The 26,795-nt window shown below is 75.0% G+C and carries 23 protein-coding genes; 14 read left to right on the top strand and 9 right to left on the bottom strand.

Annotated elements, in window-relative coordinates; all coding sequences use genetic code 11:
• The 3 genes from IE108_RS15840 to IE108_RS15830 all read left to right on the top strand — a co-directional run bounded on the left by IE108_RS15840 (position 1) and on the right by IE108_RS15830 (position 5,248).
• Positions 1-2,385, top strand: a complete 2,385-nt coding sequence (locus IE108_RS15840; protein WP_064730469.1) for a xanthine dehydrogenase family protein molybdopterin-binding subunit — start codon at positions 1-3, stop codon at positions 2,383-2,385.
• Between the two features lie 201 nt (positions 2,386-2,586).
• On the top strand, positions 2,587-4,044 hold the full coding sequence (locus tag IE108_RS15835; RefSeq protein ID WP_064730470.1) for an NCS2 family permease: 1,458 nt from the start codon (positions 2,587-2,589) through the stop codon (positions 4,042-4,044).
• Positions 4,045-4,096: 52 nt separating this feature from the next.
• A complete protein-coding gene (locus IE108_RS15830; RefSeq protein ID WP_064730471.1) occupies positions 4,097-5,248 on the top strand; it encodes an XdhC family protein in 1,152 nt (383 codons plus the stop codon).
• Between the two features lie 153 nt (positions 5,249-5,401).
• On the opposite strand, the gene IE108_RS15825 is transcribed toward IE108_RS15830, so the two are convergent.
• Positions 5,402-6,265 (bottom strand): endonuclease/exonuclease/phosphatase family protein, encoded by an 864-nt coding sequence (locus IE108_RS15825; RefSeq protein ID WP_064730472.1) that lies wholly within the window; start codon positions 6,263-6,265, stop codon positions 5,402-5,404.
• An 85-nt stretch (positions 6,266-6,350) separates the two neighbouring features.
• Complete coding sequence (locus IE108_RS15820) at positions 6,351-6,791, bottom strand: SRPBCC family protein (protein WP_064730473.1); 441 nt, start codon at positions 6,789-6,791, stop codon at positions 6,351-6,353.
• A gap of 306 nt (positions 6,792-7,097) precedes the next feature.
• Here IE108_RS15820 and IE108_RS15815 point away from each other — a divergent pair, with 306 nt between their 5' ends.
• Both IE108_RS15815 and IE108_RS15810 read left to right on the top strand, forming a co-directional pair.
• Positions 7,098-8,132: a glycosyltransferase gene (locus IE108_RS15815; RefSeq protein ID WP_064730474.1), complete on the top strand. Its 1,035-nt coding sequence runs from the start codon at positions 7,098-7,100 to the stop codon at positions 8,130-8,132.
• Positions 8,133-8,193: 61 nt separating this feature from the next.
• Positions 8,194-9,483: a glycosyltransferase gene (locus IE108_RS15810; RefSeq protein ID WP_079163711.1), complete on the top strand. Its 1,290-nt coding sequence runs from the start codon at positions 8,194-8,196 to the stop codon at positions 9,481-9,483.
• Positions 9,484-9,505: 22 nt separating this feature from the next.
• Here the strand turns inward: IE108_RS15810 and IE108_RS15805 are convergent, their stop codons facing one another.
• From IE108_RS15805 to IE108_RS15795, 3 genes are read right to left on the bottom strand one after another with little or no spacing between them, the layout of a single operon-like run.
• On the bottom strand, positions 9,506-9,844 hold the full coding sequence (locus tag IE108_RS15805; RefSeq protein ID WP_064730475.1) for a hypothetical protein: 339 nt from the start codon (positions 9,842-9,844) through the stop codon (positions 9,506-9,508).
• On the bottom strand, positions 9,841-10,503 hold the full coding sequence (locus tag IE108_RS15800) for an Asp23/Gls24 family envelope stress response protein (RefSeq protein WP_064730476.1): 663 nt from the start codon (positions 10,501-10,503) through the stop codon (positions 9,841-9,843). Before IE108_RS15800 ends, IE108_RS15805 begins: the two co-directional genes overlap by 4 nt.
• A complete protein-coding gene (locus IE108_RS15795; RefSeq protein WP_064730477.1) occupies positions 10,494-11,036 on the bottom strand; it encodes an RNA polymerase sigma factor in 543 nt (180 codons plus the stop codon). Before IE108_RS15795 ends, IE108_RS15800 begins: the two co-directional genes overlap by 10 nt.
• A 193-nt stretch (positions 11,037-11,229) precedes the next feature.
• Here IE108_RS15795 and IE108_RS15790 point away from each other — a divergent pair, with 193 nt between their 5' ends.
• The 6 genes from IE108_RS15790 to IE108_RS15765 are packed head-to-tail and all read left to right on the top strand — an operon-like array spanning position 11,230 to position 15,734.
• The gene (locus IE108_RS15790) at positions 11,230-11,736 is read left to right on the top strand and encodes an Asp23/Gls24 family envelope stress response protein (protein ID WP_064730478.1); all 507 of its coding nucleotides are present in this window, start codon (positions 11,230-11,232) and stop codon (positions 11,734-11,736) included.
• Between the two features lie 45 nt (positions 11,737-11,781).
• Positions 11,782-11,967, top strand: a complete 186-nt coding sequence (locus IE108_RS15785; protein ID WP_079163712.1) for a hypothetical protein — start codon at positions 11,782-11,784, stop codon at positions 11,965-11,967.
• A complete protein-coding gene (locus tag IE108_RS15780) occupies positions 11,964-13,118 on the top strand; it encodes a DUF6286 domain-containing protein (protein ID WP_064730479.1) in 1,155 nt (384 codons plus the stop codon). The genes IE108_RS15785 and IE108_RS15780 overlap by 4 nt, the downstream gene beginning before the upstream one ends.
• Positions 13,115-13,699, top strand: a complete 585-nt coding sequence (locus tag IE108_RS15775; RefSeq protein ID WP_064730480.1) for a hypothetical protein — start codon at positions 13,115-13,117, stop codon at positions 13,697-13,699. Before IE108_RS15780 ends, IE108_RS15775 begins: the two co-directional genes overlap by 4 nt.
• A complete protein-coding gene (locus IE108_RS15770; RefSeq protein WP_064730481.1) occupies positions 13,696-14,574 on the top strand; it encodes a YihY/virulence factor BrkB family protein in 879 nt (292 codons plus the stop codon). The genes IE108_RS15775 and IE108_RS15770 overlap by 4 nt, the downstream gene beginning before the upstream one ends.
• A 53-nt stretch (positions 14,575-14,627) precedes the next feature.
• Positions 14,628-15,734: a winged helix DNA-binding domain-containing protein gene (locus tag IE108_RS15765; RefSeq protein ID WP_064730482.1), complete on the top strand. Its 1,107-nt coding sequence runs from the start codon at positions 14,628-14,630 to the stop codon at positions 15,732-15,734.
• A gap of 104 nt (positions 15,735-15,838) precedes the next feature.
• Here the strand turns inward: IE108_RS15765 and IE108_RS15760 are convergent, their stop codons facing one another.
• The 3 genes from IE108_RS15760 to IE108_RS15750 form a co-directional block, all read right to left on the bottom strand.
• On the bottom strand, positions 15,839-16,624 hold the full coding sequence (locus IE108_RS15760; RefSeq protein ID WP_064730483.1) for a S1 family peptidase: 786 nt from the start codon (positions 16,622-16,624) through the stop codon (positions 15,839-15,841).
• A 202-nt stretch (positions 16,625-16,826) separates the two neighbouring features.
• Entirely contained in the window at positions 16,827-19,712 is a 2,886-nt protein-coding gene (locus IE108_RS15755; protein ID WP_064730484.1) for an ATP-binding protein, read from the bottom strand.
• Positions 19,713-19,805: 93 nt separating this feature from the next.
• Complete coding sequence (locus IE108_RS15750) at positions 19,806-20,639, bottom strand: helix-turn-helix domain-containing protein (RefSeq protein ID WP_107420314.1); 834 nt, start codon at positions 20,637-20,639, stop codon at positions 19,806-19,808.
• A 124-nt stretch (positions 20,640-20,763) separates the two neighbouring features.
• Here IE108_RS15750 and IE108_RS15745 point away from each other — a divergent pair, with 124 nt between their 5' ends.
• A complete protein-coding gene (locus IE108_RS15745) occupies positions 20,764-22,434 on the top strand; it encodes an AMP-binding protein (protein WP_064730485.1) in 1,671 nt (556 codons plus the stop codon).
• Positions 22,431-24,068, top strand: coding sequence for an AMP-binding protein (locus IE108_RS15740; RefSeq protein WP_064730486.1), 1,638 nt, complete (start codon positions 22,431-22,433; stop codon positions 24,066-24,068). The genes IE108_RS15745 and IE108_RS15740 overlap by 4 nt, the downstream gene beginning before the upstream one ends.
• 18 nt (positions 24,069-24,086) lie before the next feature.
• On the opposite strand, the gene IE108_RS15735 is transcribed toward IE108_RS15740, so the two are convergent.
• Positions 24,087-24,764 carry a hypothetical protein gene (locus IE108_RS15735; protein WP_064730487.1) on the bottom strand — a complete coding sequence of 226 codons (678 nt, stop codon included), beginning with the start codon at positions 24,762-24,764 and terminating at the stop codon, positions 24,087-24,089.
• Positions 24,765-24,919: 155 nt separating this feature from the next.
• Between IE108_RS15735 and gcl the strand changes: the two genes are divergently transcribed.
• Positions 24,920-26,704 (top strand): glyoxylate carboligase, encoded by a 1,785-nt coding sequence (gcl, locus tag IE108_RS15730; protein ID WP_064730488.1) that lies wholly within the window; start codon positions 24,920-24,922, stop codon positions 26,702-26,704.
• The last annotated feature ends 91 nt before the right edge of the window (positions 26,705-26,795 follow it).

Raw genomic sequence — 26,795 nt, 5'->3', positions numbered from 1 at the left:
ATGGCTGCCACCGGCGCACCCACCAAAATCACCCAGGGTTCCCAGACCAAGGGCGGCATCGGCGAGTCCACGCTCCGCCCGGACGGCACCCTCAAGGTCACCGGCGAGTTCGCGTACTCGTCCGACATGTGGCACGAGGACATGCTCTGGGGCCAGATCCTGCGCTCCACCGTCGCGCACGCCGAGATCGTCTCCATCGACACCGGCGAGGCCCTCGCCATGGCCGGCGTCTACGCCGTCATGACGTACGAGGACCTGCCCACCGAGGTACGCAACTACGGCCTGGAGATCCAGGACACCCCGGTCCTCGCCCACGGCAAGGTCCGCCACCACGGCGAGCCCGTCGCCATCGTCGCCGCCGACCATCCCGAGACCGCGCGCCGCGCCGCCGCCAAGATCAAGGTGGAGTACCGCGAGCTGCCCGTCATCACCGACGAGGCCTCGGCCACGGCGCCCGACGCGATCCTCGTCCACGAGGGCCGCGACGACCACCACATCGGCCACGTCCCGCACCCCAACATCGTGCACCGCCAGCCGATCGTCCGCGGCGACGCCGACGCGGCCGCCGCGCGCGCCGACGTGATCGTCAAGGGCGAGTACTACTTCGGCATGCAGGACCAGGCCTTCCTCGGCCCCGAGTCCGGCCTCGCGGTGCCCTCCGAGGACGGCGGCGTCGAGCTGTACGTCGCCACCCAGTGGCTGCACTCCGACCTGAAGCAGATCGCCCCGGTGCTCGGCCTGCCCGAGGACAAGGTCCGCATGACGCTCTCCGGCGTCGGCGGCGCCTTCGGCGGCCGCGAGGACCTGTCGATGCAGATCCACGCCTGCCTGCTGGCGATGCGCACCGGCAAGCCGGTCAAGATCGTCTACAACCGGTTCGAGTCCTTCTTCGGCCACGTGCACCGCCACCCGGCCCGCCTCTTCTACGAGCACGGCGCCACCAAGGACGGCAAGCTCACCCACCTCAAGTGCCGCATCGTCCTGGACGGCGGCGCCTACGCCTCCGCCTCCCCGGCGGTCGTCGGCAACGCCTCCTCGCTCGCCGTCGGCCCCTACGTGATCGACGACGTGGACATCGAGGCCATCGCCCTCTACTCCAACAACCCGCCCTGCGGCGCCATGCGCGGCTTCGGCGCGGTCCAGGCGTGCTTCGCCTACGAGGCGCAGATGGACAAGGTCGCCAAGGAACTCGGCATGGACCCGGTGGAGTTCCGCCGGATCAACGCCATGGAGCAGGGCACCATCATGCCCACCGGCCAGCCGGTCGACTCCCCGGCGCCGGTCGCCGAACTGCTGCGCCGCGTCAAGGCGATGCCGATGCCGCCGGAGCGCCAGTGGGAGTCCAGCGAGGGCTCCGACGTGCGCCAGCTGCCCGGCGGCCTGTCCAACACCACGCACGGCGAGGGCGTCGTCCGCGGCATCGGCTACGCGGTCGGCATCAAGAACGTCGGCTTCTCCGAGGGCTTCGACGACTACTCCACCGCCAAGGTGCGCATGGAGGTCATCGGCGGCGAGCCGGTCGCCACCGTGCACACCGCCATGGCGGAGGTCGGCCAGGGCGGCGTCACCGTCCACGCGCAGATCGCCCGCACCGAACTGGGCGTCACCCAGGTCACCATCGCCCCGGCCGACACCCAGGTCGGCTCGGCCGGCTCCACCTCGGCCTCCCGGCAGACGTACGTCACCGGCGGCGCCGTGAAGAACGCCTGCGAGCTGGTGCGCGAGAAGGTCCTGGAGATCGGGCGCCGCAAGTTCGGCTCCTACCACCCCGCCTGGGCCACCGCGGAACTCCTGCTGGAGGGCGGCAAGGTCGTCACCGACGGCGGCGAGGTCCTCGGCGACCTGGTCGACGTCCTGGAGGGCGAGGCCGTCGAGGTCGAGGAGGAGTGGCGGCACCGGCCGACCGAGCCCTTCGACCTGCGCACCGGCCAGGGCAACGGCCACGTCCAGTACTCCTTCGCCGCGCACCGCGCCGTCGTCGAGGTCGACACCGAACTCGGCCTGGTGAAGGTCGTCGAACTGGCCTGCGCGCAGGACGTCGGCAAGGCGCTCAACCCGCTGTCCGTCATCGGGCAGATCCAGGGCGGCACCACCCAGGGGCTGGGCATCGCCATCATGGAGGAGATCGTCGTCGACCCCAAGACGGCGAAGGTCAGGAACCCCTCCTTCACGGACTACCTGCTCCCCACCATCCTCGACACGCCGACGATCCCGGTCGACGTGCTCGAACTCGCCGACGACCACGCGCCGTACGGGCTGCGCGGCATCGGCGAGGCCCCCACCCTGTCCTCCACCCCGGCGGTCCTCGCGGCCATCCGGAACGCGACGGGGCTGGCGCTCGACCGCACGCCGGTACGACCGGAGCACCTCACCGGCACGGCGTGAACCGAACCTCCGGGCGGCGCACGGAACGTCACAGTCCGCGCCGCCCGGAGCACCTACCGGGTCCCGTCCGCTCGCGGGCCTCAAGGCACCACCCACCATGCGTTCGTCTCGGGCCGTCCCCCGGGTCGTGCACATCCCAAATCCCCGCAGCCGCCCCAGCGGCACGCGCGGGTGCCCCTTTGAACCTTGGGAGACGGCCCCATGACCCAGCAGTCCGTGGAGCCCAAGACCACCGCCGAGGAAGCGGGCGCGGGTTCCCGCGTCCCCTCCGGCCGGTCTTGGCTCGACCGCTACTTCCACATATCGCACAGAGGATCGACGGTCGCGCGTGAGGTGCGCGGCGGCATCACCACCTTCATGGCGATGGCGTACATCGTCCTGCTCAACCCGGTCCTGCTCGGCGGAAAGGACGTCGCGGGCGACACCCTCAGCCAGAAGGCCCTGATCACCGCGACGGCGCTCGCCGCGGCGGTCACCACGCTCCTCATGGGCTTCATCGGCAAGGTGCCGCTGGCCCTGGCCGCCGGACTCTCGGTGTCGGGCGTCATCGCCGGCCAGGTCGTCCCCCAGATGACCTGGGGCCAGGCCTTCGCCATGTGCGTGATGTACGGCGTGGTCATCATGCTGCTCGTGGTCACCGGGCTGCGCGAGATGATCATGAACGCGATCCCGCTCGCCCTCAAGCACGGCATCACGATGGGCATCGGCCTGTTCATCGCCATCATCGGCCTGGTCAAGGGCGGCTTCGTGCACGCCGGCGAGGCGACCCCGCTGACCCTCGGCCCCGCGGGCGAACTGGCCGGCTGGCCCGTGCTGCTCTTCGCGGGCACCCTGCTCCTGATCTTCATGCTCCAGGCGCGCAACACCCCGGGCGCGATCCTCATCGGCATCGTCACCGGCACGGTCGTCGCCCTGGTGCTGAACGCCGCCGGTGTCATCGACCCCAAGCAGTGGGCGAACGGCGCTCCGGAGCTGCACGGCAGCGCGGTCTCCATGCCCGACTTCTCGCTCTTCGGCACGCTGGAGTTCGGCGGCTGGGGCGAGGTCGGCGCGATGACGGTCGGCATGATCGTCTTCACGCTGGTGCTGGCCGGGTTCTTCGACGCGATGGCCACCATTATCGGCGTCGGCACCGAGGCCAACCTCGCCGACGAGAAGGGCCGGATGCCGGGCCTGTCGAAGGCGCTGTTCATCGACGGCGCCGGCGGTGCCATCGGCGGTGTCGCGGGCGGCTCCGGCCAGACCGTCTTCGTCGAGTCCGCGACCGGCGTCGGTGAGGGCGCCCGCACCGGCCTGGCCTCGGTCGTCACCGGTGTGTTCTTCGCGGCCTGCCTCTTCTTCACGCCGATCACCGCGATCGTGCCGCAGGAGGTGGCCTCCGCCGCCCTGGTCGTCATCGGCGCGATGATGATGATGAACGCGCGGCACGTGGACTGGGCCGACCGGGCCACCGCGATCCCGGTCTTCCTGACCGTCGTCCTGATGCCGTTCACCTACTCCATCACGGCGGGCGTCGCGGCCGGAGTGATCTCCTACGTCGCCATCAAGGTCGCCCAGGGCAAGGCCCGGGAGATCGGCGCGTTCATGTGGGCGCTGACGGTGATCTTCGTCGTCTACTTCGCCCTCAACCCGATCGAGAACTGGCTGGGCGTGCACTAGCCGCCACGACGGGAACCCTTTCACGTAACCCTCGTCCTAGGAGGACCGACAGATGCTGGACATCGCCGACGAGCTGAACCGGTGGGTCGAGCAGGGACGCGACTTCGCCGTGGCCACCGTGGTGGCCGTCGGCGGCAGCGCCCCCCGCCAGCCCGGCGCCGCCCTCGCGGTGGACGCCGAGGGCACGGCGATCGGCTCGGTCTCCGGTGGCTGCGTGGAAGGGGCCGTGTACGAGCTGTGCCGGCAGTCGCTGGAGGACGGCGAAACCGTCCTGGAGCGCTTCGGCTACAGCGACGAGGACGCCTTCGCCGTGGGCCTGACCTGCGGCGGGGTCATCGACATCCTCGTGACACCGGTCCGGGCGGACGACCCCGCCCGCCCGGTGCTGGCCGCCGCGCTCGCCGCCTCCGCACGGGGGGAGGCGGCGGCGGTGGCACGGGTCGTGAGCGGCCCGGCGGAACTGATGGGCCGCGCGCTCCTCGTCCACCCCGACGGCTCCCGGGCCGGCGGTTTCGGCGCCCACCCCGAACTGGACCGGACGGTGGCCGCCGAGGCGGGCGCCTTCCTGGACGCCGGCCGCACCTCCACGCTGGAGATCGGCGAGCAGGGGTCGCGCTGCGGGGCACCGCTCACGCTGCTGGTCGAGTCCTCCGTCCCCGCCCCTCGCATGATCGTCTTCGGTGCGATCGACTTCGCGTCCGCGCTGGTCCGCGCCGGCAAGTTCCTCGGCTACCACGTGACGGTGTGCGACGCCCGCCCCGTCTTCGCCACCCGGCTCCGCTTCCCGGACGCCGACGAGATCGTCGTCGAGTGGCCGCACGAGTACCTGCGGCGCACGGAGGTCGACGCGCGCACCGTGCTGTGCGTCCTGACCCACGACGCCAAGTTCGACGTACCCCTGCTCAAGCTCGCCCTGCGGCTGCCGGTCGCCTACGTCGGCGCCATGGGCTCGCGCCGCACCCACCTGGACCGCAACGCCCGGCTGCGCGAGGTCGGCGTCAGCGACCTGGAGCTGACCCGCCTCAGGTCGCCCATCGGCCTGGACCTGGGCGCCCGCACCCCCGAGGAGACGGCGCTGTCCATCGCCGCCGAGATCGTCGCCGCCCGCCGCGGCGGCACGGGCGCCTCCCTGACGGGCGCCCACACCCCGATCCACCACGACGGCCCGACGGCACCGGCGGGGCGGATCGGCTCGGTGGCCTAGAGCGGCCCATGCCCACCCCGGCCGGGCCACCCGCCCCCGGCGGGCCACCCACCCCGGCCGAGCCACCCGCTCCGGCCGAGCCACCCGCTCCGGCCGAGGCACCCGCTCCGGCCGTGCCACCCGCTCCGGCCGTGCCACCCGCCCCGGGCGGGCTCAGCCGCGTGTCAGCGACACGTCCGTCACCACCGGCCGATGGTCCGAGGCGGCCGCCTCCTCCGGTACGGCGGCCTCGCGCACCCGCACACCCCGGCCCACCGCCACGTAGTCGATCCGCTTCTCCGGTGCCGCGGCCGGGTACGTGCCGCCGGTGCCCGCGCCCGCGTCGCGCAGCTCCCGCCACAGCGGCCCCAGCTCGGGCGCCGAGGGCTCGGCGTTGAAGTCGCCGAGCAGCACCTGGCGCGCGCCGGGCCGCGCCGCCCGCTCCCGGGCCATGATCCGCCGCGTGTCGGCGACCTGCGCCACCCGCACGGCCGGGTCGGCCCGGTAGTCGAGGTGGGTCACGAACACCTGCACCGGCACCCCGCGCACCTTGAGCGTCACCTCACCGAACCCGGGCGCCGGAGCCGGCACCGGATTTTCGTCCTGCGTGGACAGGCGCGTGATCTCGTGGTTCGCCTCGGACCGGACCGGGAAGCGGGACAGCACCGCCACGCCGTACTCGCGCCGGGGGCTGCCGGCCGTCACGGGGTCCAGGCTGTAGATCGGCGCGAACGACACCCGCATCCCGAGCCGCCGGGCCAGCTCCCCCGCCACGTCGAGCCCCTGGCTGCGCTCCCCCCAGTGCACGTCGACCTCCTGGAGGCCGATCACGTCCGCGTCGAGGGCGCGCAGCGCGGCGGCCTGCCGGTCGAGGTCGAAGACGCCGTCCGACCCGGTCCCGGCGTGGATGTTGTACGTGGCGATGCGCAACGGCACCGCGTGGCCCTGGCCGGCGGCGGCGGGCGGCGCCGCCACGGCGAGGGTCAACAGGGCACCGGCGACGGACAGTTGGACGAGGCTGTGCGCTCTGGCAGACATGAGCGCACGGTACGTGGGAAACGGGCCCGGTGAGGCCCGCGGCGCGAGATGGCCGCCGGCCCGTACCCCGTCCGCCACCCCCGGTTCACGGCCGGCGCAGCAGGTGGTTGACGGCGCGTCCGAAGACGTAGCGCCCCGAGCCGCCGAGCGCCCGGTCGAAGGCCGACGGCAGGAGCCGGACGTCCAGTTCCTCGCGCCACAGGACCCGGGTCCGGCCGCCGGGACCCGGGCGCACCTCGATCTCCGCCCAGCCCCGCACCAGCCGGCCCCGCTTCTCCAGCCGGCACCGGCCCGGTGTCTCCTCGCCGGGCGGCTCCCAGACGGTGACCTCCATCCGGTCGTCGAAGGCCAGCGGCCCGGCGCCGCTGCGCGCCACGATCACCGTGCCCGGGCGGGTGGGCCCCGGCGTCTCGACGGTGACCCGGGTCAGCGGCACGGCGTCCCCGTGGCGGGGCCAGGTGGTGAGGCGGCGCCACGCCTCGTCGAGGGGGAGTGGCGCGGTGCGTTCCAGCGAGAAGGTGACCACGCGACGATCGTAGGGAACGCGGAGCCCCGGACGCGGCGGGTCCGTCCGGGTACGTCACATCGGTGGAAACTTCCCGGTTGATCCTCACTCTCGGTCACCTATGCGTACTTGTCCGGAAACGGAATGGTTCCCCGCGCGTTTGGGGCCGCCGCCCCGCGGCACCCGCGAAGCCGAGACGGACCCCCGCGACACCTCGCCGCCCGGAGCACCCCTCATGCGCAACCTCGGCACCGACGCCCGCGTCCACGATCCGCGCGACCCGCGGCAGAGCCCCGGCACCCCCGCGCGCCGGGGGAGGGCGGCCGCATGAGCGCGGAAGACGGACGCGGGGCCGCCGGGACGGCGTACGCCGTCGTCGTCCCCACCCTCGTACGCGACACGCTGGCCGACTGCCTGGCCGCGCTGGCCGCCGCCACCGGCCCGGGGCCGGAGCAGATCGTCCTGGTCGACGACCGCCCCGGGCCCGCCGCGGATCCCGGCGCGCTGGAGCACCCGCTCACCGTCCTCGGCGACCTGCGCGGACGCACGGTGGTCCTGCGCAGCGGCGGACGCGGCCCCGCCGCCGCCCGCAACGCCGGCCTCCGCGTGGTCACGGCGCCGTGGACCGCGTTCCTCGACGACGATGTCCAGGTCGGCCCGCACTGGTGCGGCGGGCTGGCCCGGGACCTCGCCGAGGCGGCCCCCGACACCGGTGCCGTGCAGGGCGTGATCGCCGTCCCGCTGCCCGGCGGGCGCCGCCCCACCGACTGGGAGCGCGACACCGCGGGGCTCGCCCGGGCCCGCTGGACCAACGCCGACATGGCCTACCGCACCGACGTGCTCCGCGAGGTCGGCGGCTTCGACGAGCGCTTCACCCGCGCCTTCCGCGAGGACGCCGACCTCGCCCTGCGCGTCCTGGACGCCGGGTGGCGGATCCGGCGGGGCCGCCGCACCACCCGCCACCCCGTGCCGCCGGCCGCCCGCTGGGTGTCCCTGGGGCAGCAGCGGGCCCACGCCGACGACGCCCTGATGCGGCGGCTGCACGGCCCCGACTGGTGTGCCAAGGCGGTGGCGCCCCGGGGCCGGATCCGGCGCCACGCGACGATCACCGCGGCCGGCGCGGCGGCCGTCGCCCTCGCCGCCGCCGGACGCCGCCACGCGGCCGCGGTCACCGGCCTCGGCTGGGCCGCGGGCACCGCCGAGTTCGCGTGGTCGCGCATCGCGCCGGGTCCCCGCACCCGCCACGAGGTCACGACGATGCTCGTCACCAGCGCGCTCATCCCGCCAACGGCGACCTGGCACCGGCTCAGCGGCCTGTGGCACCACCGCAACGCCCCGCCCTGGCGGGAGCCGGCCCCATGACCCCGACCACCACCGGATCCGACGGCCGGCTTCTGGGCCCGCCCCGCAAGGAGGTGGTCCGATGAGGATCGCCCTGGTGTCCGCGCACGCGAGTCCCCTCGATGTCCTCGGCCGTGACGCCGGCGGGCCGAACGTCTACGTGGCCCGCCTCGCGGAGCAGCTCGCCGCACGCGGCCACGACGTCACCGTGCACACCCGCCGCGACGACCCCGGCCTGCCCGACCGTGTCGTCCTGCCCGGCGGCGCAGTCGTCGAGCACGTGCCGGCCGGGCCGCCCGTCAGGCTCCCGGCGGACGCGCTCGCGGCGCACACCGTGGCCTTCGGCGCCCACCTGGCCCGGGCCTGGGCGCGGGAGCGGCCCGACGTGGTGCACGCCCACTTCTGGCCGTCCGGGACGGCCGCGCAGGTCGCCGTACGGCCGTACGGCACACCGCTCGTGCAGACCTTCCACACCCTGGCCGCCGAAGAGCGCCGCCGGGCGGGCGGGGACCACCCGGCGACGGACCCCGGCCGCCCCGAACGCGCCGCCGCCGAACGCCGGCTCGCCCGGACCTGCCGACACGTCCTGGCCACCAGCACCGACGAGGCCGACGCCCTCGTCACCCTGGGCGTACCCGCCCGCCGGGTGTCGGTGGTCCCCTGCGGCGTGGACGCCGAGCACTTCCACCCCGCCGCCGACACCGGCCGCACCCCCGAGCGACGCCACCGCCACCGCCTCCTCGCCTGCGGCCCGCCGACCCCCGGCACGGGGTACGACCAGGCCGTCCGCGCCCTCGCCGAGGTCCCGGACGCCGAACTCCTCGTCGCGGGCGGCCCGCCGGCCGGCGCCGTCGCGGACGACCCCGGGGCGCGGCACCTGACCGCGCTGGCCCGCCGCGCCGGTGTCGCCGACCGCGTCCGCCTGCTGGGCGCGGTCGCCCCGGACGACATGCCCGCCCTCCTGCGCAGCGCCGACCTGGTCCTGTGCACCGCGCTCCACGAGCCGTTCGGCTTCGTGCCGCTGGAGGCGATGGCGTGCGCGGTGCCCGTCCTCGCCACCGACGCCGGCGCGCACCGCGACTGCGTGGCCGACGGCACCACCGGCCGCCTGGTCGCCCCCGGGGACCCGGGCGCACTCGCGGACGCCGTGCGCGCGCTCCTCGCCGAGGAACGGCTGCGCCGCCAGTACGGCCGGAACGCCCGCGAACGGGTCCTGCGGCACCACACGTGGGCGCGGGTCGCCGACGCGGTGGAGCGGGTCTACCGCCTCGCCCTGCCCGAACCTTCCCCGGCGGCCGGGCCGCCGGCCTCCGGCGACCGGCCCGGACGCCTCGCGCACGCCGGCGCCGCAGAGCGTGACGGCCCGGTGTGACGGCGGGCCGGCGGCCGTCCGTTCACAGCGCGTTGGCCACGGTCACCGTGACCTGCGCGCCCGGCGCGGTCCCCGCCACGGCGGCGGTCACGGCGTCGCGGACCGCGCGGGCCACGGTCAGGGCGCGGTGGCCGCGGCGGACCACGATCTGCACGTCGACCTCCCACGGCCCCGCCGCGGAGCCCCGGGTCACCCGGACTCCCGCGGGCGCCCGCCCGGCCGCGCGCGGCGGTCCGGTGCGGGCGGAGCCGCGGACCAGGTCCGCGAGTCCCGGGCGCAGGAAGGCGACGCCGGGCACCTCCTCGGTCACCCGGGCGACGGTGCCGGCGAGTTCGTCACGGCCGGTGGCGGCAGCGGTCACGGTCGGGTCCCTTCTTCCGCGCCGGCCCGGCCGGGCTCCGCGCCGGCCGGGTCCGTCACGTCGGTGATGTGCACGTCCACATGGTCCACCGGCAGTCCCAGGGCCTCGTCCGCCGCCCCGCGCACCCGCCGCCGCACCTCCTCCGCGAGATCACGCAGCCCCGCCGTCAGCGGTACGACGACCTCCAGCCGCACCCGGACCGGGCCGCGCGAGGGCCCCGCGCCGGACTCGGCGGGACGGATCCGGCACGAGCCCGCGCGCACGCCCGGCACGGTCTCCGCGGCGGCCCGCAGCGCCCTGGCGGCCATCGCCTCCCGCACCCACAGGTCCTCCTCCCGCTCCCCGAGGGGCAGCGGCGGCCCGGGCCGCAGCTCCAGCCGTACGACGTCCATGACCCGCTCGGTCAGCGCCCCGGCGTCCCACGAGGGCTCCCGCCCGCCGCCCGCCGCGCGCACCGCGTCGCCGAGCAGGTCCAGTTGCCGGACCGCGGCCGAGCAGTGCGGGCAGTCCCGCAGGTGGAGGTCGTCCGCGCCGTCCTCCCGGGCGTCCCACACCGCGGACAGCAGCCGCCCGCAGCCCAGCCGTTCGTCGTCGCCGTCGTGCGCGCCGCCCGGCCCGGTGCCGGGCCCGGGCAGCTCAGCGCCGGTGTTCATCGCCATGCGGTCATCGCCTCCGTCAGGCAGCGTCGTGCGCGGAACACCCGGCCGCGGGCAGCCTCGGGGCTGATCCCGACCGTCTCCGCGATCGTCTCGTACGACTGGCCCTCCAGCTCTCTGAGCACCCAGCACACCCGCTGCTCGGGGGAGAGCTCGGACAGCGACCTGCCCAGCGCCACCGCGGCCGCGTGCGACTCGGCGGCCCGCGCGGGGGAGACCGCGTGGTCCGGGGCCTCGGGCTCGGGCACGCTGTCCAGGTCCGTGACGGGGCGTCTGGAACGCAGCATGTTCAGGCACCGGTTGACCACGATGCGGTGCATCCAGGTGCCGAACGCCGACTGCCCGCGGAACTCCGGCAGCCTGCGCCAGGCGCTGACGAACGCGTCCTGCACGGCGTCCTCCGCCTCGGCGGGACTGCCCAGCACGCTCGCCGCCAGCCGCAGCAGCCCCGGCGCGTGCCGGCGCACGAGCGTCTCGAAGGCGTCCTCGTCGCCCTCGGCGGCCCGTACCGCGAGCAGTCCGTCGTCGCCCGGCACGTGCGCTCCCTTCCGTCGTTCCCCACGGCTCCCGTGGGCGGGTTCCCCCGTTGGACACACCGACCGCACCCGCCGTTACGCGAGCACGAGAGAGGGCGCCGGAAAAAAATCCCCGCCCGACCGCGTAACGCCGCGCCGCGCCCGGGGTCCAACCTCCAGAAGCACCAAACGACCACCGTTGACGGAGGACACCATGACGACGACACCGCAGACGGCTCCCCTCGAGAAGAAGACCGGCGGCAGCGGCATCGGCGCGCAGAGCGGCGCGACCACCGTGAGCGGCGGCTCCACCGGCGCCACCGAACCGGCCGGCACGCGGGGCCGCACGTCCATCGCCGACGTCGTGGTCGTCAAGATCGCGGGCATGGCGGCGCGCGAGATCCCCGGCGTGTACGCCATGGGCGGCGGCCTGTCCCGCACCATCGGCGCCGTCCGCGACCGCGTGCCCGGCGGGCGGCCGAACGTGGGCCGCGGCGTGAAGGTCGAGGTCGGCGAGCGCCAGACCGCCATCGACCTCGACCTGGTCGTGGAGTACGGCGTCCCCATCGCGGACCTCGCCCGCGACGTCCGGGAGAACGTGATCGACGCCGTCGAGCGCATCTCGGGGCTCGAGGTCGTCGAGGTCAACATCACGGTCAACGACGTCCACCTGCCCGACGACGAGGACCCGGAGCGCCCGGTGGAGGCACGCGTGGAGTGAGGACCCGTTTCTGGAGCATGAGCAGGTGCGAGGCGGAGGTGCGTGATGAGTAGAGCGATGATCGGCATGCTGGTGGGCATGGCGCTGGCCTTCGCCGGGTTCTTCGGCGGATTCGGGGCGTTCCTGCTGGTGGCCGCCCTGGGCGCGGTCGGTGCCGTGGTGGGGCGGCTGCTGGACGACGGCACGGACTGGCGTGACTTCCTGGCTCCCCGCGACCGGAGGACCAGGTGACGGCGGCGCCGGCCGAGCGCGGCAGGACCGTCGTCGCCGACCGCGCCGTCCGCCGGATCGCCGAACGCGCCGCCGCCGAGGCCGACCTCGGCGGGCGGCGCGCCCGGGTGACGGACGGCACCGCGACCGTGCAGGGGGGCCGCGCCGACGTCCGCGTCGACGTGCTGCTGCCGTATCCGGCGGCGCTCGGCGAGACGGGGGAGCGGGTGCGCGGCCGGATGGCCGACCGGGTCGCCGAGCTGAGCGGCCTGACGGTGCGTACGGCGACGGTCCGCGTCCAGGCGCTGGCCGCCGACCGGGCGGCCCCGCCGGCACCCCCGGACGACCCGGCCGGCACCGTCCGCGGGGCCCGGCGGCCGTGGTCCTCCCGGCGGTTCCCGGCCGCGCTGACGGCCCTGGCGGCGGCGGCCGGGTGCGCGCTCCTGCTGTACGACGTCCTCGCCGTGCACCTCGCCGGCCGCGGCCCGGCCGGCTGGCGCACGCGGGTGATCGACTGGTCGGCGTCCCACGGCCCCGGGGACACCCCGGTCGTCGCGGGCGGAGCCGTCGCCGCCGTCCTCGGTGCCTGGCTGCTGTGGCTGGCGCTCACCCCGGGCCTGCGCGGGGTGCTGCCGATGGCGCCGGTACCCGGGAGCGGACCGCAGCGCGCGGTCCTGGAGCGGCGGGCGGTGGCCGAACTCGTCCGGGACGCCGTCACCGCCGTGCCCGGGGTGACGGACGTGCGGGTGCGCTGCGGCAGGCGGCGCGTCCGGGTCCGGGCCCGCCTCGGCTTCGGCGACCGCGCCGCGACCCACGGCGCCGTCCGCGCCGCCACCGCCACCACCCTCGACACCCTCGGCCTGGCCCGGCCCCTCACGTCCCGCGCCGGCCTGCGCCCGGAGCCCCACTGGCGCGCGCCGGGTGCGCTCCAGGCGCCCGGAGCCCCGCCCGGTGAGGGCCCGCCGGCGCCCGGTCACGGCACCCGAAGCGCCGACGGCACCGCGCCCGGGCCCCTACCCGGTGACAGTGCCCCGCCCGGCCCGCGAACCCCTGACGGCGGGCCGCCGCGAGCCGGTGGTGGTCGGCCCGCTTCCGTCGCCGAACCCGCGGACCCCGCCGCGCCGGGACCCGCCCCCGAGCCGCCGCCGCCCCCGAAGGAGACCCATTCGTGAACCCGTTGCGCAACGCCGTCAACCGGACGCTGCTCGCGCTGACCGGGGCGGCCCTGCTGGCCGGCGGCGGTTGGCTCGCGCTCGGCGGGAGTGGAACCGCCGACCGGCTGCCCACCTGGTGGCCGCGCCCCGAGGACGGCACCGCGCTGCTGGACCGCGCCCGCCTTGCCGACTGGCGCGCCGAGGACTGGTGGACCCCCGCGGTCGTCGCCGGCACGGCCGCCGCGCTGCTGCTGTGCCTGACCTGGCTCCTCGCCCAGCCGCGCCGCGGCGGCGACCGCCGGCTGCCGCTGGCCGGGCCGCCCCTCACCCTGCGCTCCCGGGCGCTGGCCGACGCGGTCGCCCGGCGCGCCGAGGCCACCCCCGGCGTCGCCCGCGCCCACGTGCGGCTGCCCGCAGGACCGAAGCGCTCACGGGCCCGCGTACGCCTCCTGTTGGAACCCGGCGCCGCCCCCGGCCCGGTCCTGCGGCGGCTCACCCACGGCCCCCTCGACGAGGCCCGCGCCTCCCTGGCGCCGCACCCCTTGCGCACCGAAGTCCGCCTGGGCGCACGCTCCCGTCGCGAACGGCGTACCCGATGACCACCGTGACGGCGTACCTGGAGACCCGCCTGACCCGGCTCCGCGACCGCTCCGTGCCGTGGGCCGGCGCGCTGCGCCGCGTGCCGCGCGCCATGTGGGACGACAACGACTCCGACTGGGCGGCGGCCCTCACCTACTACGCCGTCCTCGCCCTGGTGCCCGCGCTCGTCGTCACCGCCTCCGTCATCGGCCTGGTCGCACCCGACCTGACGGACCGGCTGATCGACGACGTGACCTCCTGGGCGCCCGCCCAGTCCGGCCCCGAACTGCACCGCACCCTGCACGAGATGGCGGGCGGGCGGTCCGCCGCGCTGACCGTGGCCGTGGCCGGCGGCCTCGGCGCGCTCTGGTCCGCCTCCAGCTACCTGGCGGTCTTCCGGCGCGCCCTGCACGAGATGCACGGCCTGCCCGACCGGCGCCCGCTGTGGCACCGGCTGCACCGCATCGTCCTCACCGCGCTGGGCCTGCTCGGACTGCTCGTCGCCAGCGCCCTGGTCCTGCTGCTGACCGGACCCCTCGCCCGGACGCTGGGCCGGCTGGCCGGCATCGGCACCACCGCGACCGCCGCCTGGTCGCTGCTGCGCTGGCCGCTGCTGTTGAGCCTGGTCGCGCTGCTGGTCCTCGTCCTGTTCCGGACCGGCCCCGCCCCGGCCCGCCGCACCCGGCAGGCGGTACCCGGCGGCGCCCTCGCCGCCCTGCTGTGGCTGGTCTCCTCCGCCGCCTTCTCCCTCTACGCCTCCGGCATCGGCACCTACGGCCGCCTGTACGGCTCGCTGGCCGGGGTGGTGGTCTTCCTGGTGTGGCTGTGGGTCTCCCACCTGTCCCTGCTGGCCGGCGCCCGCTTCGTGGTGGAACTGGCCCGCGCCGCGCACTGAGCGGGCCGGCGGATCGCGGACGCCCCCGCCGCGGACGCCGCTACCGTGCACCCATGACGACCAAGGCAGGCCCGGACGCCCCCGTCCTCGGCATCCGCGCCCTCAACCGCGCCACCCTCGCCCGGCAGTTGCTGCTCGGCCGCGCGGAGATGCCCGCCGAGGCCGCCGTCGCGCACCTCGTCGGACTCCAGGCCCAGAACGTCAAACCCCCGTACCACGCCCTCGCCGCCCGCCTCGACGGATTCACGCCGCGGGACCTGTCGGAGGCGATGGCCGGACGACGGGTCGCCCGCCTCGTCACCCTGCGCTCCACCATCCACACCCACACCGCCGACGACTGCCTCACCCTGCGCCCCCTGGTGCAGGCCGCCCGTGACCGGGAACTGCACGCCTTCCGCAAGGGCCTCGCGGGCGTCGACCTGGACCGGCTCGCCGTCCTCGCCCGCGAGCTGGTGGAGGAAGAGCCCCGCACCATGGGCCAGTTGCGCGAGGCCCTGCTCACCGAGTGGCCGCACGCCGACCCGCAGTCCCTGGCCGTCGCCGCCCGCTGCCGCCTCCCTCTCGTGCAGGTCACCCCGCGCGGCCTGTGGGAGCGGAGCGGCCAGGTCAGGCTCACCACCGCCGAGCACTGGCTGGCCCGCCCAGCACGGCCCGCGCCCGCACCGGACGGCACGGTCCTGCGCTACCTCGGCGCCTTCGGACCCGCCTCCGTGAAGGACATGCAGACCTGGGCGGGGCTGACCCGGCTGCGGGAGGTCTTCGAACGGCTCCGCCCCCGCCTGGTCACCTTCCGCGCCCCGGACGGCACCGAGCTGTTCGACCTCCCGGACGCGCCGCGCCCGGACCCGGACACCCCGGCCCCGCCGCGCTTCCTGCCCGAGTTCGACAACCTGCTGCTCTCCCACGCCGACCGCGCCCGCGTCGTCCCGCCCGCCCACAAGGGCCGCACCTGGACGGGGAACCAGGCCCACCGCGTGCTGCTCGTCGACGGCTTCGCGGCCGGACTGTGGAAGACCGAGGACGACACCCTCGTCGTCGAGCCCTTCGGCCGCCTCACCAAGGACGACCGGGCCCGGATCGCGGCCGAGGGGGAGCGGATGCTGGCCGTGCTGCACCCGGAGGCCGCGTACGGCGTCCGCTTCGGGACGGTACGCGGCTGACACGTTGGAGAGGGGGCGTTGCGGGCCGCTCGTGGAGGCTCGCAACGCCCCCTGGCTTGCACCTGAGGGGTACTCAGGAGATCAGGAGACCTGCCGGGGCGGGGCTACGAGGTGACCTGCGCGGTCACCTGGTCCGAGAACGTGGTCAGCCGGGAGTAGACCCCCGGGTAACCGGCCCGGGCGCAGCCCTCGCCCCAGGAGGTGATCCCTGCCAGGACGCCCCCGATGACCAGGGGTCCGCCGCTGTCGCCCTGGCAGGTGTCCACGCCGCCGGACGGCAGCCCGGCGCACACCATGTCGCTCGCGACGTAGTCGGAGCCGTAGGAGCCGCCGCAGTCCGCGTCCGACACGACCGGCACCGTCGCGGTCCGCAGCTGGTTGGAGGAGCTGCCGTTCTCCCGGGTGGTGCCCCAGCCGAGCACCCGGGCCTCGTTGCCGGCCGCGTAGACCGAGGTGTCCGAGGAGGAGACGTACTTCACCGGCTTGTACGGCATCGACGAGGCCAGGGTCAGCACCGCCACGTCGTCGCCGTTGGTGGCGTCGGTGTAGTCCGGGTGCACCCAGATCCGGCTGACCCGGGCGACCGTGCCGTTCGAGCCGTTGAGGTAGGTGCGTCCGCCGACCACACGGACGCTGCGGGCGCTCTCGCCGGCCATGCAGTGCGCGGCGGTGACGACCTTGGTGGGCGAGACCAGGGTGCCGCCGCAGAACTGGTTCTGGGAGGCGTCGGTGACCTGCATGACGTACGGGTAGGCGGCCGTCGTCGTGGTGGTGCCGCCGACGATCGGCTGCGGAGCGGCGACGGCGGAGGGGGCGGCGAGCAGCGCGGCGGCGGCGCCCGCGGTGGCCAGCGCGGCTGCCGCCGATCTGGCGCGGTTGATCCCGGACATGAGTCTCCTCAAGGGGTTGCCGGTGGGGGGTCGCACGGGCGTGGGGGGTTGCACGGGGGTCTCGGGACAGACCCCCGTATGCCCGGGCGAGCGGCACGTGTTCACGCTAGAACCGGCCGTCGGGGCACCCCAATGAGGGAACCCCCTAGGCCGGGCGGGCAGGGATAACCCTCGGTGCGCGCACGGCAAACCCCCGCCGTTCTCAGTCCGTTCGCCCGCCCGCCGCCAGCCGGACGAGGTCGACCCGGGACCGGATCCCGAGCTTGCGGTACACCCGGGTCAGCGTCGCCTCGACGGTCTTGACGCTGACGAACAGCCGGGCGGCGATCTCCCGGTTGGTCGCGCCCTCCATCACCAGCGCGGCCACTTGGCGCTCCATCGCGGCGAGCTGCGCGAGTCCGTCCGGCGCGGCGGTGGGCGGCGCCGGGGACGGCTCGGCCGACCGGGCCGCCGCGGCCGCCTCCACCCGCCGCAGCCACGGCAGCGCCCGGCACCGCCGGAACAGCCGCGTCGCCTCGTCGTAGGCCGCCGCGGGGGTACGGGCCGGCCGTTCGGCGTGCAGTTCGGCCAGCGCGAAGGCCGCCCGCGCCTCCTCCAGGCCGTACCCCAGTCCCGCCAGCCGCTCCCTGGCCGACGTCAACCGGGCGGCGGCGGCCCGGTGTTCGCCGCGCCCCGCGCGCACCAGGGCCTCGGCCCGGTCCAGCACGGCGAGGACGCTGCCGCGGCCGAGGCGCAGCGCGTGCGCGCGGCTGACCTCGATCACGTCCATCGCCTCGGCCGGCTCGCCGGTCCGCACCAGCGCCTCCGCCAGATCCCCCTGCCACCGGCCGCGCGCCGGGTCGGTGATGCCCGCGCCCGCCTCCAGCTCGCGCACCCGGCGCAGCGCCCGCACCGCCGCGCCCGCGTCGCCCGCCACCAGGCTCGCGTGACCGAGCGCGGCCAGCGCCCGCGACAGGTACACGGCGTCGCCGTCCTCCTCCGCCCGCCGCACCGCCTCCCGCGCCAGCTCCAGGGCGCGGTCCGGATCGCCGCCCGCGGCCTCGGCGAGCGCCGCCTGCATCGCGCCGGCGCCCTCGCCGATACCCGCGTCGCGGGCCAGCGTCAGGCTCTCCCGGGACAGTTCGAGGGCCCGGCCGCAGTGCCCGGAGTGCAGCTCGGTCTCGGCCAGGAAGCGCAGGTAGTGGACCTCGCTCTCGGCCATGCCCCGCCGGCGCACCTCGCGCAGCAGCGCGGTCACCGTGCTCCGCGCCTCGGCCAGCCGGTCGCTCATCACCAGCCACCGGAACCGGGACGAGCCGGCCCCGTTGTGGTGGCACGCCACCCGCGGGTCCTGCGGCTCGGCCAGTGCGCGTCCGATGGTCGCCGGGGCGTCCGGGTGGCCCATCAGCGTCTCGCACTGCGCCTGGAACGCCAGCGCCAGCAGCTCGGTGCGCCGGTCGGCCGCCCGTTCCGCCAGCCGCGCCGCGTGCGCGGCCTCCTCCCGGCCCTGGGCGAAGTCGCCCTGCACCACCAGGGAGCGCCAGGCGAGCTGGTAGTGCACCTGGGCCAGCAGCCGCGGGTCGTCGCCCGCGTCGGCCAGGGCCTGGGGGAACACGGCGTCGACCTCGCCGATGGCCTGGCCGGCGGCCTCGATCACCACCATCCAGGCGCGGACCCGGTCCCCGGGCGCGGTCGCCCGGGTCAGCACCTCGCGGGCGACGTCCCGGGCCAGATCCTGCTCGCCCGCGGTGATCGCGTCCTCCGCGGCCGCCAGCCGGCGCTCGTCCGGTCCCGGCACGCTGTCCGCCGGGGTGTGCCGGGCGGCGAGCAGGCCCATGGAGGCGGCCACCGACGGCGCCCCGCGGTCCCGGGCCAGCGAGGCGGCCTCGGCCAGCCGCGCCGCGACCTCCGGATCGGTGCCGGTGGCGGCGAGGGCGAGGTGCCGGGCGCGTTCGATCGGGTCCGAGGCGGCGGTGGACAGCGCGGCGTGCGCGGCCCGCCGTTCGGGCGCCGGCGCCTCCGCGTAGAGCGCGGCCGAGATCAGCGGGTGCGCGAACCGTACGGTCGGCCCCTCCGGGTCGGTCGCCAGCAGCCCCAGGGCCGCCGCCTGAGCCGTCTCGGCCTCGGCGTGCTCCCGGCCGGCCGCCCGCAGCAGGGCCGGTGTCGGCCGGGCGCCGGCGCTGGCCACCAGGAGGGTGCGGCGGGCCTCGTCCGACAGCATCTCCAGCCGGGACAGGACCAGCGCGCGCAGCGAGGTCGGCACCGGCAGCGGCTCGCCGGGCCGGCCGGCCGCGGGGCTCTCGGCCAGGGCCCGGCCCAGCTCCAGGGCGAACAGCGGGTTGCCGCCGCTGGTGCGGTGGATGTCGCGGACCGTGGCCCGGTGCAGGCCCGCGTAGCCGCGGTCGTCGAGCAGCGTCGCGACCTGGGCACGGGTCAGCGGACCGAGGCGCACCGCCCGGGTGTCCGGCGGTGAGGCGCGCAGATGGCGGTCGTACTCGGCGTCCTCCGTCTCGGGCCCCTCGGTGCGCACCGCGCACAGCATCCGCACCGGCGTCTCGCCCAGGCGCCGGGCAGCGAAGCCGAGGAGTTCCGCGCTGGCCGGATCCAGCCACTGGAGGTCGTCCGCGACCACCAGCACGGGGCCCGCGGCGGCGAGGGCGCGCAGGGCGGAGAGCACGGCAAGCCGCAGGGCCAGACCGTCGCGCTGGAGGGTGGACTCGCCGCGGCCGGTGAGCGCCGACTCCAGCGCGGTGCGCTGCGCTGCGGGCAGCGTCCGGGACACGTCGTCCAGGACCAGACCGAGGAGATCGGCGAGGGCAAGGAAGGGGAGATGCGATTCGGACTCGGTGGCGGAGCAGCGCAACACGGTGTGCGCGGTGCGGCCGTATTCCGCGGCCAGCGTCCGCAGGACGGTCGACTTTCCAATTCCGGCGGGCCCGTGCAGCAACACGCTGCCGCCCCGGGCCAGCTGCTCACGTGCCGCGCCGAACGACTCCTCCCGCCCGATGACCAGGTCGGAGCGGCATCCGGCAGACTCCGCGAAGTCCCGTGGCACGGTGACCGCTCCCTCCGAGTGTCGTGTCCGGGCCAATGTTAGGCAACGGCGCATTGAATGAAGGAGGGACGAGGAGGTGAGGCAAATAACAAACCGGCGGGCCCGGAAATCAAAGAGCCGGGGAAAATCCCGGCGCGGGCCTCCGCCCTACGGCAGCCACCCCGCACGGCGGGCCCGGGCGACCGCCTCCGTACGGGTGCCCGCGCCCAGCTTGCGCATCGCCGAGCGCAGATAGCTCTTCACGGTCTCCGCGCCCAGCCCGAGGCGTTGTGCGGCCTCGCCGTTGGTCGCGCCCGCGGCCACGCAGGCCAGGACGTCGACCTCGCGCGGTGCGGGCCGGGGCCCCGGCTCGGGTTCGCCCCCGGCCGCCAGCAGGCCGCAGGCCCGCAGCAGTTCCTCGCGCAGCTCGGGCTCCGCGATCCGCGGCGCCAGCGCCCGCAAAGCGGCGTGCGCCTCCCGCACCCGTTCCCGGGCCGCCGCGTCCGCCGGGCCGGGCGCGGGCGGCCGGGCCGCGGCCAGCAGCTCCTCGGTCTCCTCCCGCAGCACCAGGGCCTGCTCCACGTCCCGGGCCGCCGCCACCGCCGCGCCGAGCGTCCGGTCGCCCAGGGGCTGGGCCGTGCGCAGCGCGCCGTACAGCACACCGCGCACCCGGCGCCGTACGACCACCGGGACCGCCACCACGGAGCGCAGCCCCTCGGCGGCGACGGGGCGGTCGTACTCGTGGCTGATCTGCGCGGAGACGGAGTAGTCCGTCACCGCGCAGGGCCGCGACAGCGCCACCGCCCTGCCGCCCAGCCCGTTGCCCGAGGTGACCGCGAGGGCGCTGAGCGCGGCCGTCGCGGTGCCGCTCAGCTCGCTGATCCGCACCTGCCGCCGGCCCGCCTCCACCAGCCCGCCGAAGGCGACCGGCAGCCCCGTCGCCCGCCGCAGCCGCACCAGCGCACCGCGGATCTCCACTCCGTCGGCCGTGTCCACCGCCACCCGATCCGTCCTCCCTCGCGCCCGTCCCGGGGCGCACACCCCCGTTCGGGGGTAGTGAGACCTGCATCACGGATTACACGATGGCAGAGAGCCGCCCGGCAAGGTCCGGCACGAAGGAGGACAGATGACGACGGCCACGGAGCTGTTCCGCAGCGCACGGGACTTCCTGCTGGAGCACCGCGAGGACTACACCGCCGCCTACGAGGGCTTCACCTGGCCCCGCCCCCGGAACTTCAACTGGGCGCTGGACTGGTTCGACGTCATCGCGGACGGCAACGAGCGCACCGCCCTGCACATCGTCGAGGAGGACGGCACCGAGTCCCGGGTCTCCTTCGCCGAGATGTCCGCCCGCTCCGACCGGGTGGCCAACCGGCTGCGCGCGTGGGGCGTGCGTCCCGAGGACCGCATCCTCGTCATGCTCGGTAACCAGACCGAACTCTGGGAGACCGCCCTCGCCGCGATGAAGCTCCGCGCCGTCGTCATCCCGGCCACGCCGCTGCTCGGCCCCGCCGACCTGCGCGACCGCGTCGACCGCGGCCGGGTGCGGCACGTGATCGTCCGTGCCGAGGACACCGGGAAGTTCGACGATGTACCCGGCGACTACACGCGTATCGCGGTGGGCGGCGCGGCACCCGGCTGGCAGCCCTACGAGGACGCGTACACCGAAGAGGCGGCCTTCACCCCGGACGGCCCGACCGCCGCCGACGACCCGCTGATGCTGTACTTCACCTCCGGCACCACCGCCCGCCCCAAGCTGGTCGAGCACACCCACGTCTCGTACCCGGTCGGGCACCTGGCGACCATGTACTGGATCGGGCTGCGGCCCGGCGACGTCCACCTGAACATCTCCTCGCCCGGCTGGGCCAAGCACGCCTGGTCGAACCTGTTCGCACCGTGGAACGCCGAGGCGACCGTCTTCCTGTACAACTACACGCGGTTCGACGCGGCCCGCCTGATGGCCGAGATGGACCGGGCCGGGGTGACCACCTTCTGCGCCCCGCCCACCGTGTGGCGCATGCTCATCCAGGCCGACCTGACCCAGCTCGCCCGGCGCCCGCGCGAGGTCGTCGCCGCCGGCGAGCCGCTCAACCCCGAGGTGATCGAGCAGGTCCGCGAGGCCTGGGGCGTGACGGTCCGGGACGGCTTCGGCCAGACCGAGACCGCCGTGCAGGTCTCCAACAGCCCCGGACAGGTGCTGAAGACGGGCTCGATGGGCCGCCCCAGCCCCGGCTACCGCGTCGCACTCCTCGACCCGGTCACCGGCGCTCCCGGCGCCGACGAAGGCGAGATCGCCCTGGACCTGTCCGCGCACCCGGTCGGCCTGATGACCGGCTACCACGGCGACCCCGACCGCACGGCGGAGGCGATGGCCGGCGGCTACTACCGCACCGGCGACATCGGCTCCCGCGACGCCGACGGATACCTGACCTACGTCGGACGCAGCGACGACGTCTTCAAGGCCTCCGACTACAAGATCTCCCCGTTCGAGCTGGAGAGCGCCCTGCTGGAGCACGAGGCGGTCGCCGAGGCGGCGGTCGTGCCCGCCCCGGACGCCCTGCGCCTCGCGGTGCCGAAGGCGTACGTCGTGCTCGCGGCGGGCTGGGAGCCGGGACCGGACACCGCGAAGGTGCTGTTCGAGCACTCCCGCGACGTCCTCGCCCCCTACAAGCGGCTGCGGCGGCTGGAGTTCGGCGAGCTGCCCAAGACCGTCTCCGGCAAGATCCGCCGCATCGAGCTGCGCGAGGCCACGGCGGCCGGTTCCGCGAACGAGTACCGCGAGGAGGACTTCCGGTGACCCCGACCCCGCCCCCGTCGCCGTCCTACGCCCACGGCACCAGCACCACCCCGCTCCTCGGCGACACCGTCGGCGCCAACCTCGGCCGGGCGATCGCCGCCCACCCGGACCGCGAGGCCCTGGTCGACGTGCCCTCCGGACGCCGCTGGACCTACGCCGAGTTCGGCGCCGACGTCGACGTCGTGGCACGCGGCCTGCTCGCGAAGGGCGTCACCCCCGGCGACCGGGTCGGGATCTGGGCGGTCAACTGCCCCGAGTGGGTCCTCGTCCAGTACGCCACCGCCCGCATCGGCGCGGTCATGGTGAACGTCAACCCGGCCTACCGGGCGCACGAGCTGGAGTACGTCCTCCGACAGGCGGGCATCACCGTCCTCGTCGCCTCCCTCGCCCACAAGGGCAGCGACTACCGGGCGATCGTGGAGCAGGTCCGCGGCCGGTGCCCCGCGCTGCGCGAGACCGTCTACATCGGCGACCCGTCCTGGGACGCGCTCACCGAGGGCGCCGAGCGGGTCCCGCGGGAACGGGTCGACGAGATCGCCGCCGGGCTGAGCTGCGACGACCCGGTCAACATCCAGTACACCTCCGGCACCACCGGCTTCCCCAAGGGCGCCACGCTCTCCCACCACAACATCCTCAACAACGGCTACTGGGTGGGCCGCACGGTCGGCTACACGGAGCAGGACCGGGTGTGTCTGCCGGTGCCCTTCTACCACTGCTTCGGCATGGTCATGGGCAACTTGGGCGCCACCTCCCACGCCGCCTGCATCGTCATCCCGGCCCCGTCCTTCGAGCCGGCGGCGACGCTGGAGGCGGTGCAGCGGGAGAGGTGCACGTCCCTGTACGGCGTCCCCACGATGTTCATCGCGGAGCTGAACCTCCCAAAGTTCGCCTCCTACGACCTCACCTCCCTGCGCACCGGCATCATGGCCGGCTCGCCCTGCCCGGTGGAGGTGATGAAACGGGTGGTCGCCGAGATGCACATGGAGCAGGTCTCCATCTGCTACGGCATGACCGAGACCTCCCCGGTCTCCCTCCAGACCCGCATGGACGACGACCTCGAACACCGCACCGGCACCGTCGGCCGGGTCCTGCCGCACATCGAGGTGAAGGTCGTCGACCCGGTGACCGGGGTGGCCGTGCCGCGCGGCGACGCCGGCGAACTGCGCACCCGGGGATACAGCGTGATGCTCGGCTACTGGGAGGAGCCGGAGAAGACCGCCGAGGCCATCGACGCCGGCCGCTGGATGCACACCGGCGACCTCGCGGTCATGCGCGAGGACGGGTACGTGGAGATCGTCGGCCGCATCAAGGACATGATCATCCGGGGCGGCGAGAACATCTACCCGCGCGAGGTCGAGGAGTTCCTGTACGGCCACCCGAAGATCGCCGACGTCCAGGTGGTCGGCGTCCCGCACGAGCGCTACGGCGAGGAGGTCCTCGCCTGCGTCGTCCCGCGCGACCCCGCCGACCCGCTCACCCTGGAGGACCTGCGCTCCTACTGCGACGGACAGCTGGCCCACTACAAGGTGCCCAGCCGCCTCCAGCTCCTCGACTCCTTCCCGATGACCGTGTCGGGGAAGGTGCGCAAGGTGGAACTGCGGGAGCGCTACGGGGCGGGGGCCGAGCGGGGGTAGCGCCCCCGGCAGCGCCCCTCAGTCGGCCGTGGCGTCCAGCGTCACGGCCGGCGCGTTGGCCGGGCGCGGTACTCCCGTCGGGTCCAGCACGAACAGCGCCACCCCGAGCAGGTCGGCGCGGTCCCGGGCGTCCCGGGCGTAACCGGCCAGGGAGAAGTGGACGCACCGCGCCGACTCCGCCATGCCCGTCAGCCACAGGCACTCCACGTCCCGCGCCGTCGCCGGGCCCGCCGTCGGGTCCACCTGCACGACGAGGCCCGCCGCGGCCAGCCCGATGCCCGACAGCGGCCGCTGGTCGGCACGGCGGACGTCCCGGTGCCCCAGCCCGCGCAGATACAGCACCGCCGCGGTGACCGCGTCGCGCGCGGTGCGGATCGGCACCGCCCGGTGGGCCGGCACCCGTGACCCGGGGTCCCGCCCGGACCGTCCCGGCGCCGCCTCGTCCACCGGCACGCACAGCACCGCGCCGCACGGGCACCCCAGCTCCGGCCGCGGCCACCGGCCGCGCTCCCCGCAGGCCGCGCAGCGCACCCCGACCCATTCCTCGTCCCACGCCCGGTGGGTGACCACGGTCGCGGTCCCCCGCGGATCGAGCGCGGGCGCGACCGGCTTCCCGCACGCGCAGGGATACGAGGGCGCCGTGTAGCGGTGCCGGCGCCCGCAGGCGGTGCAGCACACCGAGATGGTCTCGGACATGACCCCATCGTCCTCTCTTGACTGCCCTCGGCTGCCCACTTACATTACTTCCAGATCGTAGAAAACAAATTTCGCTATACGGAAGTTGCTACGGAAGAAGCTCACCGCGGGGCGCGACGGGAGTGCGAATCCGACAGCCGGAGCAGGAGTACTCGATGGCTCGTATGACCGCTGCCCGAGCGGCAGTTGAGATTCTCAAGCGCGAGGGCGTCACCGACGCGTTCGGTGTGCCGGGCGCGGCGATCAACCCCTTCTACGCGGCGCTCAAGGCGTCCGGCGGCGTCCAGCACACCCTCGCCCGCCACGTCGAGGGCGCCTCGCACATGGCCGAGGGCTACACCCGCACCCACCCCGGCAACATCGGCGTCTGCATCGGCACCTCGGGCCCGGCCGGCACCGACATGATCACCGGCCTCTACTCGGCGATCGGCGACTCCATCCCGATCCTGTGCATCACCGGCCAGGCGCCGACCGCGGTGATCCACAAGGAGGACTTCCAGGCGGTCGACATCGCCTCCATCGCCAAGCCGGTGACCAAGATGGCCGTCACCGTCCTGGAGGCCGCGCAGGTCCCGGGCGTCTTCCAGCAGGCGTTCCACCTGATGCGCTCCGGCCGCCCCGGCCCGGTCCTGATCGACCTGCCGATCGACGTCCAGCTGACCGAGATCGAGTTCGACCCGGAGACCTACGAGCCGCTGCCGGTCTACAAGCCGGCCGCCAGCCGCGCCCAGGTCGAGAAGGCGATCGGCATGCTCAACGCCGCCGAGCGCCCGCTGATCGTGGCCGGCGGCGGTGTCATCAACGCCGACGCGGCCGACCTCCTGGTCGAGTTCGCCGAGCTGACCGGCACCCCGGTCGTGCCGACCCTGATGGGCTGGGGCCTGCTGCCCGACGACCACGAGCTGAACGCCGGCATGGTCGGCCTGCAGACCTCGCACCGCTTCGGCAACGCGACGTTCCTGGAGTCGGACTTCGTCCTCGGCATCGGCAACCGCTGGGCCAACCGCCACACCGGCAAGATCGACGTCTACACGGCCGGGCGGAAGTTCGTCCACGTCGACGTCGAGCCCACCCAGATCGGCAAGATCTTCGCCCCGGACTACGGCATCGCCTCCGACGCGAAGGCCGCCCTGGAGCTGTTCGTCGAGGTCGCCAAGGAGCTGAAGGCGGCCGGCAGGCTGCCCGACCGCTCCGACTGGGCCGCTTCCGCGCAGGAGCGCAGGGCGACCCTCCAGCGCCGCACGCACTTCGACGACATCCCGATCAAGCCGCAGCGCGTCTACGAGGAGATGAACAAGGCCTTCGGCCCGGAGACCCGGTACGTCTCCACCATCGGCCTCTCCCAGATCGCCGGCGCCCAGATGCTGCACGTCTACCGCCCGCGGCACTGGATCAACTGCGGCCAGGCCGGCCCGCTCGGCTGGACCGTCCCGGCCGCGCTCGGTGTCGCCAAGGCCGACCCGGACGCCCAGGTCGTGGCGCTCTCCGGTGACTACGACTTCCAGTTCATGATCGAGGAACTGGCCGTCGGCGCGCAGCACAAGATCCCCTACGTGCACGTCCTGGTCAACAACTCCTACCTGGGCCTGATCCGCCAGGCGCAGCGGGCGTTCGAGATCGACTTCCAGGTCAACCTGGAGTTCGAGAACATCAACTCGCCCGAGCTGGGCGTCTACGGCGTCGACCACGTCAAGGTCGCCGAGGGCCTCGGCTGCAAGGCGATCCGGGTGACCGACCCGAACGAGCTGGGCGCGGCCCTGGAGCAGGCCAAGAAGCTGGCCGCCGAGCACCGGGTGCCGGTCGTCGTCGAGGCGATCCTGGAGCGCGTCACCAACATCTCGATGTCGGGCACCAACGACATCTCGAACGTGGTGGAGTTCGAGGAGGTCGCGACCGAGCCGGGCCACGCCCCGACCGCGATCCGCACGCTGAAGGTCTGACCCTCCGCGGTACACCGAGAGCGGCCCGTTCCTGACGGACGGGCCGCTCTTCCGTGTGCGGCCGTACCCGGCTCTTGTGTGCCCGTGCGCG

Origin of the sequence: Streptomyces parvulus (assembly GCF_014648855.1) — a bacterium.
Lineage (GTDB): Bacteria > Actinomycetota > Actinomycetes > Streptomycetales > Streptomycetaceae > Streptomyces > Streptomyces parvulus.
Note: the sequence above shows the minus strand (reverse complement) of the source record. Positions and strands in the feature narration are given on the sequence as shown.

Coding starts and splice junctions, on each gene's coding strand:
- IE108_RS15840 (WP_064730469.1), top strand. CDS start 1: ATGGCTGCCACCGGCGCACCCACCAAAATCACCCAGGGTTCCCAGACC.
- IE108_RS15835 (WP_064730470.1), top strand. CDS start 2,587: ATGACCCAGCAGTCCGTGGAGCCCAAGACCACCGCCGAGGAAGCGGGC.
- IE108_RS15830 (WP_064730471.1), top strand. CDS start 4,097: ATGCTGGACATCGCCGACGAGCTGAACCGGTGGGTCGAGCAGGGACGC.
- IE108_RS15825 (WP_064730472.1), bottom strand. CDS start 6,265: ATGTCTGCCAGAGCGCACAGCCTCGTCCAACTGTCCGTCGCCGGTGCC.
- IE108_RS15815 (WP_064730474.1), top strand. CDS start 7,098: ATGAGCGCGGAAGACGGACGCGGGGCCGCCGGGACGGCGTACGCCGTC.
- IE108_RS15810 (WP_079163711.1), top strand. CDS start 8,194: ATGAGGATCGCCCTGGTGTCCGCGCACGCGAGTCCCCTCGATGTCCTC.
- IE108_RS15800 (WP_064730476.1), bottom strand. CDS start 10,503: ATGGCGATGAACACCGGCGCTGAGCTGCCCGGGCCCGGCACCGGGCCG.
- IE108_RS15790 (WP_064730478.1), top strand. CDS start 11,230: ATGACGACGACACCGCAGACGGCTCCCCTCGAGAAGAAGACCGGCGGC.
- IE108_RS15785 (WP_079163712.1), top strand. CDS start 11,782: ATGAGTAGAGCGATGATCGGCATGCTGGTGGGCATGGCGCTGGCCTTC.
- IE108_RS15770 (WP_064730481.1), top strand. CDS start 13,696: ATGACCACCGTGACGGCGTACCTGGAGACCCGCCTGACCCGGCTCCGC.
- IE108_RS15765 (WP_064730482.1), top strand. CDS start 14,628: ATGACGACCAAGGCAGGCCCGGACGCCCCCGTCCTCGGCATCCGCGCC.
- IE108_RS15760 (WP_064730483.1), bottom strand. CDS start 16,624: ATGTCCGGGATCAACCGCGCCAGATCGGCGGCAGCCGCGCTGGCCACC.
- IE108_RS15755 (WP_064730484.1), bottom strand. CDS start 19,712: ATGCGCCGTTGCCTAACATTGGCCCGGACACGACACTCGGAGGGAGCG.
- IE108_RS15745 (WP_064730485.1), top strand. CDS start 20,764: ATGACGACGGCCACGGAGCTGTTCCGCAGCGCACGGGACTTCCTGCTG.
- IE108_RS15735 (WP_064730487.1), bottom strand. CDS start 24,764: ATGTCCGAGACCATCTCGGTGTGCTGCACCGCCTGCGGGCGCCGGCAC.
- gcl (WP_064730488.1), top strand. CDS start 24,920: ATGGCTCGTATGACCGCTGCCCGAGCGGCAGTTGAGATTCTCAAGCGC.